9 protein-coding genes are annotated in these 12293 nt (G+C 39.3%); 7 read left to right on the top strand and 2 right to left on the bottom strand.

Annotation, left to right across the window (positions count from 1 at the left end):
• Positions 1-94 precede the first annotated feature (94 nt).
• The 7 genes from OMHG_RS02115 (at position 95) to OMHG_RS02085 (ending at position 8365) form a co-directional block, all read left to right on the top strand.
• On the top strand, positions 95-811 hold the full coding sequence (locus OMHG_RS02115; protein WP_010647918.1) for a GntR family transcriptional regulator: 717 nt from the start codon (positions 95-97) through the stop codon (positions 809-811).
• Between the two features lie 44 nt (positions 812-855).
• Complete coding sequence (locus OMHG_RS02110) at positions 856-1911, top strand: TRAP transporter substrate-binding protein (RefSeq protein WP_010647917.1); 1056 nt, start codon at positions 856-858, stop codon at positions 1909-1911.
• 61 nt (positions 1912-1972) lie between these two features.
• A complete protein-coding gene (locus OMHG_RS02105) occupies positions 1973-3886 on the top strand; it encodes a TRAP transporter large permease (RefSeq protein ID WP_010647916.1) in 1914 nt (637 codons plus the stop codon).
• A 94-nt stretch (positions 3887-3980) separates the two neighbouring features.
• A complete protein-coding gene (locus OMHG_RS02100) occupies positions 3981-5171 on the top strand; it encodes an iron-containing alcohol dehydrogenase (RefSeq protein WP_010647915.1) in 1191 nt (396 codons plus the stop codon).
• Between the two features lie 78 nt (positions 5172-5249).
• On the top strand, positions 5250-6146 hold the full coding sequence (locus OMHG_RS02095; protein WP_010647914.1) for a selenium metabolism-associated LysR family transcriptional regulator: 897 nt from the start codon (positions 5250-5252) through the stop codon (positions 6144-6146).
• Positions 6147-6164: 18 nt separating this feature from the next.
• Positions 6165-7940, top strand: a complete 1776-nt coding sequence (gene xsc, locus OMHG_RS02090; RefSeq protein ID WP_010647913.1) for a sulfoacetaldehyde acetyltransferase — start codon at positions 6165-6167, stop codon at positions 7938-7940.
• A gap of 122 nt (positions 7941-8062) precedes the next feature.
• A complete protein-coding gene (locus tag OMHG_RS02085) occupies positions 8063-8365 on the top strand; it encodes a heme biosynthesis protein HemY (protein ID WP_010647912.1) in 303 nt (100 codons plus the stop codon).
• A gap of 64 nt (positions 8366-8429) precedes the next feature.
• On the opposite strand, the gene OMHG_RS02080 is transcribed toward OMHG_RS02085, so the two are convergent.
• Positions 8430-10529 (bottom strand): RNA degradosome polyphosphate kinase, encoded by a 2100-nt coding sequence (locus tag OMHG_RS02080; RefSeq protein ID WP_010647910.1) that lies wholly within the window; start codon positions 10527-10529, stop codon positions 8430-8432.
• A gap of 128 nt (positions 10530-10657) precedes the next feature.
• Complete coding sequence (locus OMHG_RS02075) at positions 10658-12178, bottom strand: Ppx/GppA family phosphatase (RefSeq protein WP_010647908.1); 1521 nt, start codon at positions 12176-12178, stop codon at positions 10658-10660.
• Positions 12179-12293: the final 115 nt, after the last annotated feature.

Genomic DNA, 12293 nt, shown 5'->3' with positions numbered 1-12293 from the left:
AAATCAACTGTTTTAATTAACCTAACATCAGATAAGATTAATGTCCAAACTGGTAGCAACATCATTACCTCTCTTAGAAAAAAGGAGCATAAAAATGATTAACTCTGACTTACCTATCCCTTTGCATGTGCAAATAAGTAATTTACTTGAAAAGGATATTCAAAAGGGGGCATATGAAGAGAAAATACCTAGTGAAAGAGAATTGATGGATATGTTTTCGGTTAGCAGAACGACTGTTAGGGAAGCGGTAGCAAATTTGGTGAATGAAGGAAAACTTCAAAAAGTTCATGGGAAAGGTACATTTATTTCGAAGCAGGCACCTATTCAGGAATGGCTAACCTCATTAAATAGTTTTACGGATACCGTCAAAAAGATGGGAATGATGCCAAGTAGTAAACTTTTATTTTCTGGGCGAACGGTGAACCGCTTGGATGTATATGAACAATATAATGAAATTTTTCTTATTGAAAGACTACGTTTTGCCAATCGTCTCCCCGTAGCAATCGAAAGACATTATTACCCGGTGGAAATTGGTGAAAAGCTGGCAAATTTTGATTTGAATACAGCTACAATTTATGATTTGCTTGAGAATGAATTGCATATTAGCCTTTTAGAGGCAGAGCAGTCCATTTCATCTGTGCTTATAAATGAGAAGGACTCGGTAAATTTAGGGATTACATCCTCTTCAAATGTGCTTAGCGCAGAGAGAAAGATATATGGCCGGTACGGAAAAGTCGTTGAATTTTACGAGGGTCTATATCGTCCTGATATGTATATTTTCCGTATTAAGACAAAGCGAAAGTTTAAATAGAAATTTTATGAAAGCGTTATCAAACTGGAAAGGGGTTGAAATAGATGGGGAAAATGAAGCCCAATGCAATTTTAATTCTAGTAATTCTTACTTTTATTAGTATCGTTTTTATCGGACAGGATGCACTTAATAAGAATGTTAATGCTGAAACAGGAGAAATCACATTAAGATTAGGGCAATCAAAAGCAGCAAATCATCCAGTATCCCAAGGGATTGATAAATTTGCTGAACTGGTAGAAGGAAAATCGGAAGGGAAAATTATAGTTGAGACATTCCATGATTCTTTACTAGGCAGTGACAGGGAAGTTATTGAAAGTGCACAACGGGGCAGTCTTGAGCTTGCGAGTTCTTCAACACCTAATATGACCAGCTTTACCAATTATTTTACAGCCTGGGATTTACCGTACATTTTTGAAAATAAAGATGAAGTATATAAAGCAGTTGATGGCAAGCCTGGACAGATCATCAGGGATGAAATGGAACATTCCGGTTTCAAAGTGATTTTCTTCCCAGATTATGGATTCCGCCAAGTAGTGAACAATGTCAGACCAATTAAACTTCCAGAAGATCTAAAAGGATTAAAAATCCGGACTACGAATTCAAAAATTGAACAGGCCGATTTCGATCAATTTGGTGCTAGTCCAACGCCAGTTGCCTGGTCCGAAGTATTTACCGCTTTGCAGCAAGGAACGGTTGAAGGAGAAGGAAACAGTTATTCGCTTCTATGGGACTCCAAACACCAGGAAGTCTTAAACTATGCAACGGAAGTGAATTATAACTATAGTTCCGACATAGTCGTAATGAACAAAGAAACTTTTGATTCCCTGCCAGAAGAATATCGGGACATCATAATGGAAGCTGGAGCAGAAGCGACAATTTGGCAACGTGAACTTGCTAATCAAAGGGAAGAAGAAGCGAAGCAGCAATTTGTTGATTATGGTATAGAAATCTATGAACCTACTCCTGAGGAAATGAAAATATGGAAGCAATCAGTCAAAGCTGTATGGGATGATTTTGTCCGAGAAGGAGAAGCCGAGCCAGAGTATGTGGATATAATTTTAGAAACTCTTGGGAAGACCAAAGAAACTATTTTTGAATAATATTTGGGTCTGAAAAATTATCCCGATTAGATGATGGTTGGGATTAAGGAGCTGAACTTATGTGAGTCAGGAATTAAGCCCAGTGGAGCAGCTGGATAATCAGAATGCACCTATGTTTAGAAAAGAAAGCAGATTTCTAAGGACGATAAAATTCATTGATCAGCATTTTGAAGAGATTTTGATTGTAATTGGCATGTTAACATTTATTCTCCTAATCAATTTGCAAGTATTGAACAGGTATGTTCTCCCGTTTATTGAGATTGCTAATATAACGACTTGGACGGAAGAGGTATCCCGCTATATTTTCATTTTCGTTTCCTTTCTCGGTGCCAGTTTAGCAATTAAAAATCGGGATTCCATTCAGGTTACAGCTTTGGTGGATAAATTTCCGATAGGGATGCAGAAATCAATCCAAATTGCCAACACCATTTTTATGCTCTATTTCAGCTATATGATCGTAACAAATGGATTCAATCTAATCATGTTCCAGTTTGAAACTGCACAGTCAACCCCAGCCCTATCTATTCCTATGGCAATACCGTATAGTGCAGTGCCAATAGGCTTTCTGCTAATTGCAATTCGCTTGGTTCAAAATCTACTGGAAGACACAAGAGAAATGGAAATTAAAGATGGATTAATCGGTATTTTCATTGCCTTACTGCTTATACTGCCTGTAATAGTAATGGGAGAAGCAGATATTACATTGCTGCTTTTTGGTTATTTTGTATTATTCATTATTATCGGTATGCCAATAGCGTTTGCACTAGGAGTCAGTACTTTGGCTACTGTACTAGCAACAAATGCTATACCTATGGATTTTTTGCCGCAGACAGCTTTTACCAGTATAGACAACTTTCCAATCATGGCTGTTCCTTTCTTTGTTGCCGCCGGAATCATCATGGGTGGAGGATTCATCATAAAAAAGCTCCTGAGGCTTTCAGATGAATTATTAGGATTTTTGCCAGGGGGGTTGGCACTTGTAGCAATTGTAACCAGTATGTTCTTCTCTGCTATCAGCGGGTCAGGACCAGCTACCGTTGCTGCCATTGGGACTTTACTTATACCAGCTATGATTAAACAAGGGTATTCGCCAGGATTTGCTACAGCCATTGTAGCGGCAGCAGGGACTATTGGTGTTATCATACCTCCAAGTAATCCTCTAGTAATCTATGGGGTGGTTTCTCAACAATCCATTTCGCAGTTATTTATTGCAGGGATAATCCCGGGTGTAATAACAGGTTTGGCATTAATTGTTGTTACTTATTTTATTGCTAAAAGGAATGGCTGGCAGGGTGATAAGACAACATTTAGCATGAAAAATACACTTATAGCGGCATGGGATGCAAAACTTGCACTGTTAGTCCCTATATTTATATTAGGTGGAATCTACGGGGGATTTATGACACCGACAGAGGCAGCAGCAGTTGCTGCCGCATATGGGATTGTGATAGGAATGTTTGTATATAAGGATATGGATATAAGGGGTCTTTACAGGAACCTGTCCAAAGCGGGTGTCACTTCCGCAGTAATTATTTTGCTGATTGTTATGGCTAGTATATTTGGCCGTCTGATAACGCTGGAAAAAGTGGCAGAAACAGTTGCGAATGCAGTATTGGCTATCAGTGAAAACAAATGGGTTATCCTACTATTGCTGAACGCATTCCTGTTACTTGTTGGTCTTGTAATGGAAGCGCTTGCTGCGATAGTGATCCTGACTCCGATATTACTTCCTATGGCAGTTGCAATAGGAGTTGACCCTGTACACTTCGGTTTGATCATGATATTTAACCTTGCAATTGGATTCATTACGCCGCCGGTTGGAGTCAATCTCTTTGTAGCGGCGGGGGTAGCAAAGCTGAGGATTGAGGATGTTATAAAGGGAATAAGACCATTGCTTGTGACAATGATTGTTATATTGCTGTTGGTGACCTATATACCTACTATCAGCTTGTGGCTAGTAAGCTTTATGAAATAACGGGCTGAAATAAAATATCTGGCCTGAAAGGAGTGATTCAATTTAGGAAATTTCATTTGTTTCCATTATATATTTATATAAAGGAGGTAAGAAGATGTCATCAACTTATTTACCAAGACAAATTGCTGTGGGACCAAATAGTCTTGAGCAATTAGGGGAAATTGCAATTGGAAATGATGCATCGAAACTATTTGTTGTGATTGATGGATTTCTAGTAACCTCTGATATTCAATTAGATAAGCGTATAGGTCATATTCTGCAGAAGGAAGGATTAGAGGTTACCTTCTTCTCAGATTATCAGGGAGAACCTACAACGGATCATTTAGAGTCTGCGTTAAATCTATTACACACTTCCCAAGCTGACTGTGTAGTGGCAATAGGTGGGGGAAGTGCAATTGATATTGCAAAAGCGGTTTCTCTATTTGCTCTCAATATCGATTTAGCCTGGGATGAGATTACTTCCAAGAATCGCTTGAAAAGGCTGCCGCTAATCGCCATACCTACAACAGCAGGTACTGGTTCTGAAGCGACAAAAGTAATGGTTATAAAGGATATGAAAACAGATATTAAGATGAATCCAGGCCATAAGGATTTGGTTCCGGATGTCGCTATTTTAGATCCGGAACTAACAACAAGTCTGCCAAAGCATTTCACTGCATATACTGGACTGGATGCATTGGCACACGCGATGGAGGCATATGTTTCAACCTTGGCTTGTGATACTACAGATAGCTATGCGCTTAATGCTATCCGCTTGATTGGAAAGGCACTGCCAAACGCATATAAGAATGGTTCAGATATCAAGGCAAGAGAGCAGATGCTGCTCGCCAGTTGTTATGCAGGAATAGCTTTTTCCAATGCATCTACAAATCTTGCGCATGCAGCCGGAAGACCATTGGGGGCTAGATTCCATATTCCGCATGGATTGAGTATTGCTTTGCTGTTACCGTTTGTTGTTGATCTTGGATTGGAAGAAGCAGAAGAAAGGTATGCAGAAATTGCAATAGAATTCGGTGAAGAGGAAAAAGATAATCCGAAACAGTTAGCACAAAAAACGCGTACAAAGCTAGATTACTATAATGATCAATTTCAAATCTGGGAAGATGGCTTAAAGTATATTGATATCGAGGATTTCAGAGAGAATATACCATTGCTCGTGAATGATGCCCTGAATGGAAATGGAATCATAACCAACCCTAAAGTTCCACAGAAAAGTGACATTGAAAATATCTATCATTCCTTATTGAAAAAGCTGACAGAGACAGCCATGAATAAAGTATTCTAATTTATCCAATATAACAACTGGTACGGACGTTACGACGATGCAGCTTGATGAAAAAAGAATGATAGGCAGGTATTGTAAATGAATTATGAAAGGTTAAAAACATTCATCACGGTAACTGAGAAGAAGAGCTTCTCTGATGCAGCAAAAATTCTTCATGTTACACAACCGACTATCACAGGACAAATTAAATTATTAGAAGAAGAACTTCAAACAAAATTATTTGAACGGACTACAAAACGTATCGAATTAACTCAGTCAGCGGAAATCTTGCTGACTTATGCAAAGGAGATCGTACGTCTTAGTGAATCTGCTCAAAAGAAAATAGTTGAAATTGAAGAAACTATACACGGAGATCTAAGTATTGGTTGTAGTCTGACAATCGGGGAATATATTCTTCCTCGGTACCTGAAAAGATTTATAGATATGTATCCATTAATTCAAATTAGAGTTAAAATCACCAACTCTTCTAATATTATCGATGGCTTAAAAGATCATATATTTGATGTTGGACTGATTGAAGTACCAATCAGTGATGATAGTGTCATCATGCAACCTTTATTGGAAGATGAACTTTTTCTAATTACAGCACCAGATCATTTCACTGAATATGGAGATGCGGTTTCCTTAAAACAATTAAAAAAGCTTCCATTTATTTTACGGGAAAAAGGATCTGGCACTAGGGAAGTTGTCAGTATCCATCTGCAGCAAGCAGGGATTTCGATGGAAGAACTAAATATAATCATGGAACTGGATAGCACAGAAGCAATTAAATCTGCGGTGGAATCGGGACTTGGTGTCTCTCTTATATCTGAATATGCTATCAAGAAGGAAAGACAATTAGGGTTGTTAAGTTATTACAAGATTATGGATCTCTCATTTACCAGGAATTTCTATATGGTTTACCGAAAGGAACAGGTAATGAAAGCAACTGCTGAAGCTTTTATTCATGATTTAGAAATACAGCTTTATAAATAACTTTTAGGAGGAATTATAATGGCAAAACAGCAAACAGAGGTAAAAAATCATATTAATCAGAAGATGAAAATGACACCGAGTGAAGCAATCGTAGAAACATTAGCGGCAGAAAATGTTAAAGAAGTGTATGGTATTGTCGGTTCAGCCTTCATGGATATGCTGGATTTATTTCCAACCGCTGGAATTCGCTTTCTGCCTGTAAGACATGAGCAAAGTGCTGCCCATATGGCTGATGCGTATACACGTGTTTCAGGGATAGCAGGGGTTGTAATCGGACAAAATGGACCAGGAATTACAAATATGGTCACATCAGTTGCAGCAGCCAATCAGGCACATACGCCAATGGTTGTTATCTCACCTTCTGCGGGTACGCCGACTATTGGATGGGATGGGTTCCAAGAGGCCAATCAAGTTTCCATATTTGAAGATATAACGAAAGAAACGGTACGCGTTACTCATAAAACACGTGTTGCTGAATGTTTAAGAACGGCATTTCGAATAGCCTATGCTGAGAGAGGGCCTGTATTATATGATATTCCTAGGGATCTATTTTATGGCGAATTAGAGGACTATATACTAGAACCCCATCAATATCGCATCGACTCAAGAGGCAGTGGAGATCCAGCTTCTATTGAAAAAGCTGTTGAACTGCTAAAAGAAGCTGCGAATCCAGTAATCATCTCAGGACGTGGTACAGTAGATAGTGATGGCGTTAATGTAGTTAGTAAAATTGCAGAACATTTGACAGCACCGGCAGCTGTTTCCTATATGCATAATGATGCGTTCCCCGCAGACCATCCACTTGCTGTTGGACCAATTGGATATATGGGGTCAAAGGCGGCCATGTATTCATTGCGGGATGCTGATGTCGTCTTGGCGATTGGAACAAGATTATCAGTCTTTGGTACTTTACCATGTTATGATATTGATTATTTTCCAAAGACAGCCAAGATAATCCAAATTGATATTAATCCTAGAAATATAGCACGTACACATCCAGTGGCAGTGGGAATTATAGGTGATGCCAAATTAACAAGTGATGAAATCTATAAGCAATTAACAAAGGTACAACCGGATCCTGAAAGGAATCAAACACGATTGGAAGAAGTCAGCAGACTTAAACGGGAGTGGGATCAGGAATTAGTGGATCTTGCCATGGTGGATGGCAATCCTATTAATCCCCGCAGAGCTCTACTAGAATTAACAAAGGCGCTACCTGAAAATACAATTATTTCAACAGATATTGGAAATGTGTCATCAACTGCCAATGCCTATTTGAAGTTCAATCAATCGAGAAGGCATATTGCTGCATTAACATTCGGAAATACAGGGTTTGCATATCCAGCAGCACTTGGTGCCCAGCTTGCAGAACCAAATACTCCTGTTGTGGCAATCATTGGTGACGGAGCTTGGGGAATGAGCTTGCATGAAGTAAGTACAGCTGTTGAGCAAAACATTCCAGTTATTGCATGTGTTTTCAATAATAAGTCATGGGCTGCGGAGAAGAAAAATCAAGTGGATTACTATGATAATCGCTTCGTTGGTTCTGATATTGAAGCCCCTGAGTTTGCTGAGGTTGCTAAATCCATGGGTGCTCTTGGCTATACGATTGAAAATGTAAATGAAATCGAAGGTGTAGTAAAAGAGGTCCTTGCTCAGCGTAAACCTGCTGTGCTCAACATTTATGTGGATGGAACACAGCTTGCCCCTCCTTTTCGCAGGGATGCGTTACAAATGCCTACTCGTTTATTGGATAAATATAAACACCTGGATTATGAATCCTGGAAGAAATAATATGCAATAAATTTCAGCAGTGCTAATATTCATTCGTGATTTTTGCTTTATGAGCATATTTTTGGATTTTCTCCAATTTCATGGGATAATAAAAAATATCAAATGATTGGAGATTCTAAATGATGAAATGCAAAATTAATCGCAATGCAGCTAAAGTTCTAAAGGAAATGCTGACTACTGAAGAAGCAGAAGGCAAAATGGTGCGTGTCTATATCTCTCACATGCACGGAGACCACGCACATTATGGAATTTCTTTTGACACACCAACGGAACATGATGAGATCGTAAAAACAGACAAAGATATAGATATCCTTCTCGATACACGCCAAGAGTTTCTTGATGGTATCTGGATTCAATATTTCTTTGTTGATAATCAAGGCTTTGTTATCACCAACCCTTCCAAAGGGCTTGGACACCATCACTAAGACAGAAAAAGAAATCGGTCAGCAAGCCGATTTCTTTTTTTTGCTCTTTCAAAAGTACTGTTGGCTACTCTTCGTCATCTAAGACGTGATAGGCTTTTTCAAACAGTATCATTTGGCTATCGAATTCCTTTTCATCCAGCTTTCGCTGCACATAATGATAGGAGCCGTCACTGTGCTGTTCTCTTGCCTTGACATTGTCTTTTAAGGAAAGGGACAATATTTCTTTGATTCGATTTTTGACCGCTATATCATAGATTGGGAAGAGGAGTTCCACTCTTTTTTTCATGTTTCTTGTCATCATGTCTGCAGAAGACAGCAGCACCCGCTCTTCTCCGTTGCTGTAAAAATAAAAGATTCTGCTATGTTCCAGGAAACGGCCAACAATGCTTTTGATTCTGATATTTTCACTTACTCCATCAATGCCGGGTTTCAGACAGCATATGCCGCGAACGATCAAATCGATTTTAATGCCGGCCTGTGATGCTTCATAAAATTTCTTAATCAGTTCCTTATCCGTCAAGGAGTTCATTTTAGCTATTATTCTTCCATTCCCGTTTTCTCTATGCCAGTGGATTTCTTCTTCTATATAGCGGATGAAATCCTCCTGTATATCGAAAGGGGCCATGGAAATATGATTGAATTCCGGCTTTTCGGTGAATCCGCTTAGATAGTTAAAGAAGTTGGTTGCGTCAATGCCAAATTCTTTATCAGTCGTAATAATCCCCATATCTGTGTATAGATTCGCGGTGGAATCATTATAGTTTCCGGTGCCCAGATGGACAAATCGTTCTATCTTCTTTTCACGTTTACGGACGATCAATGTAATCTTACTGTGGGTTTTAAGTGAATTCATTCCGTAAATAACATGGCAGCCTGCCTTTTCCAGTTCCTTTGCCCAGTGTACATTCTGTTCTTCATCGAATCTTGCCTTTAATTCAACGAGTACGGTAACCTGCTTCCCATTTTCGGCTGCCTGCTTCAGACCCTTTATTATCGGGGAATTTCCACTAACGCGGTACAGTGTCTGTTTAATGGCAAGAACATCCGGATCATCTGCAGCATCTTCGATAAAATCAACGACAGGCTCAAACGATTCGTATGGATGATGCAGAAAAATATCCCGTATTTCGGCAGCATCAAATACAGTCTCATCCTGCCCGATATCCTGTGGCGGCTGTGGTATTAATGTTTCATAGATAAGGTGCTCCTTTTCCCGCTGTACCTCTTTATAGAACCCAAATAGATAGGTGAGGTCGAGCGGACCCTTCACGATATACATGTCTTTTTGATGGATTTCAAGAACATAAAGCAGAAAGCTCACTACGGTGTCATCGCATTTATCCGACCTTACTTCAAGACGGACAGCGGCTCCCCATTTGCGCTTTTTTAACTCCTTTTCTATCTCCTTCAAAAGATCGCGCGCACCCTCTTCGTGAATCGTCATATCGGCATTACGCGTAATGCGAAATTCTGTAACGGAACGAACGTTATAGCCTTTGAACAATTTATGGATGTAATGGGAGATAATATCTTCTATTAAGATATACTGTCCTGTTTCGGAAACTTTTACAAAACGGTCCAATAGTGCCGGTACCTGGACGATTGCATTTTTTGTTGTTGTGAATTCCTTGTCAAGCGCATCCTCAAGGACAACAGCCATATTGATCGATTTATTGGAGAGCATTGGAAAAGGATGATAAGCATCAATTGCCATTGGTGTTAATACAGGAAAAATATGCTCGTCAAAGTATTTCTCAAGCCGTATTTCCTGTTCGGATGTCAAATCCTCAGCTGCAATAACAGAGATATGTTCCAGTTCCGATTCCGTCAAAAGATCACGATAAATTAAATATTGGTTGTCTACAATTGCATGGTTCTCTTTTGCTATTTGGTCCAATTGCTGTTTAGGTGTTAGGCCGGCTTTGTTTTCCGGTTTATTGAATCCAGCCTTCACCTGGTCTTTCAACCCAGCGACACGCACCATAAAGAACTCATCAAGATTTGATGAAAAAATAGCCACAAATTTAAACCGTTCCAGTAGCGGATTGTTTTTGTCGAACGCTTCTTCGAGAACTCTTTTATTAAAGGCAAGCCAGCTGAGTTCCCTATTGTTATAAAAGATTGGATTATCCAAATCAATTGCATTAGGAGAAATTGTCACCATAATCACCCTCAAATAAATCTTATCTATCATTATTATATAATAATTACCAGCAGGAAAATGATAAGTTTTTGAAAAGTTTTGAAATCCGTTAAGGGTGGAGACGCTTGCGACTTCTAATAATGGAATGGTTATAGGAAATGGAGCTCTATACTTTTGCCAAGTGCTTTTTCAAAATGTTTCTTTTGCTTTTCAGCCTGGTATTGCTCTGGTTTATAATCCTTGCTGCAATATAGTTTCAGCGTAAGACTTTCTTCATTAATATCCATATCAAAGTCCTCAATTACCTGTCTGTTGGTGGTATCAAGGCTGTAAGTGAATTTCAGCAGTGTTCCAAGCAGGTTCAGTTTATTCCTTTCTTTCTTTAGAAACCAATGTTTAAATGGAGCAATGAACTGTTTAAACAAGGTTTTATTTTTATAGGAAGCGATTAAGGCCGTTTTCAGCCTGTCAGCATGCATCAATCCGTCGATGGTCCGATTGGCGATCAGATAGAAGGTATGCTGTGGGCTTGATTCGGAATCAATATACGCCCCGAGGTTGTAGACAAAGCAAGCACGTTCCAAAAGGACCCAGTCATCTTGGGTTAGATCTGCTATCCCATTGTCCTGAAGTCCTCTGAAAAGCTTTGCAGTCAAATACTGTATATGATGTATTTTATCAATATCCAGGTTGTATTCATAAATCAGCTCCACAATACTATCTTCCAGCACGTTCGGATACAAATTTGATTTGGTGTTTTCAGATAAGTATTCATAAAAAACACCATCACGCAATCCTTTTCTGCTCAAGATAAAGCCATTTGCCTCGATTGCCTTATAGAGGGTAAGGAATACACAAGAGGCAGGAAGGATTGTATCGGCCCGGTCTTTGGAGAGCCCTTCTACTTTCTCCAATTCCACTTTTTCCAAAGATGCTAGCAAAGCTACAATGTGAGCGATATCACGATCAGTCATTTGATATTGATGAAGCCCAGCGAGTGGATAGGATTGCAGCGTCTGGTCGATCTGGGCCAGGTTACGTGCACTGCCCCCGATACCGATTAGAGGCACATTCATATCCTGAATCCAGTCTAAGGTGCTGAACTGGTCTTGAAGAAAATATTGAAGTTCTGTTAGTGCTGTTTCCTTAGATTGATTGTCAGCGAAAAATTCTTTCAATGTCAAAGCACCAAAAGGAAAACTGTGATAGTGCTTTAGAATTCGATCTTTGAAATAAGTGATTTCTGTACTTCCGCCACCAATATCAATCGTAACTCCCTCAGTAATGGAAGTGGAGTTGACGACAGAAAGGTAACCGTAAAATGCCTCTTCTCTTTCGGATAATACACGAATATCCCAGCCAATTTCCTGTTGAATAATCTCTCTGATTAGCTCTTTATTATGGGATTGGCGAATGGTCGCTGTCGCAATGCAGGCAAAGGCAGTCAATTCATAGGTATCCACTACATTTTTGAAGCTTTTTAAGGTTGTGAGGAGTTTGCCGATTCCTTCTTCATTGAGCAGGTTATCGTGATTAAGGAAGTTTCGAAGACGTGCAACAGCCTTAACATTCTCCACTTCATGAAGACGTCCGGATTTCTCTTGGGAGTAGATCACCAGCCGCATTGTATTGGAACCGATATCAATGATGCCATAGTAGCTTTTTAGCATTTAGATCACCAATTTCTGTTTTGATTATTAGAAGTATACCATATGGACATTAAGGCCGGAAAATGTAAGCCATAAGTCCGGGTATCTCTTGATTTTGACAGAATTCGATAAAATA

This window comes from Oceanobacillus massiliensis str. N'diop (assembly GCF_000285495.1).
GTDB lineage: Bacteria > Bacillota > Bacilli > Bacillales > Amphibacillaceae > Oceanobacillus > Oceanobacillus massiliensis.
Note: the sequence above shows the minus strand (reverse complement) of the source record. Positions and strands in the feature narration are given on the sequence as shown.

What these genes read in the sequence shown, in the direction of transcription:
- OMHG_RS02115 (WP_010647918.1), top strand. Translation starts at nt 95, where the DNA reads ATGATTAACTCTGACTTACCTATCCCTTTGCATGTGCAAATAAGTAAT.
- OMHG_RS02095 (WP_010647914.1), top strand. Translation starts at nt 5,250, where the DNA reads ATGAATTATGAAAGGTTAAAAACATTCATCACGGTAACTGAGAAGAAG.
- OMHG_RS02085 (WP_010647912.1), top strand. Translation starts at nt 8,063, where the DNA reads ATGAAATGCAAAATTAATCGCAATGCAGCTAAAGTTCTAAAGGAAATG.
- OMHG_RS02075 (WP_010647908.1), bottom strand. Translation starts at nt 12,178, where the DNA reads ATGCTAAAAAGCTACTATGGCATCATTGATATCGGTTCCAATACAATG.
- OMHG_RS02100 (WP_010647915.1), top strand. Translation starts at nt 3,981, where the DNA reads ATGTCATCAACTTATTTACCAAGACAAATTGCTGTGGGACCAAATAGT.
- OMHG_RS02080 (WP_010647910.1), bottom strand. Translation starts at nt 10,529, where the DNA reads ATGGTGACAATTTCTCCTAATGCAATTGATTTGGATAATCCAATCTTT.
- OMHG_RS02110 (WP_010647917.1), top strand. Translation starts at nt 856, where the DNA reads ATGGGGAAAATGAAGCCCAATGCAATTTTAATTCTAGTAATTCTTACT.
- xsc (WP_010647913.1), top strand. Translation starts at nt 6,165, where the DNA reads ATGGCAAAACAGCAAACAGAGGTAAAAAATCATATTAATCAGAAGATG.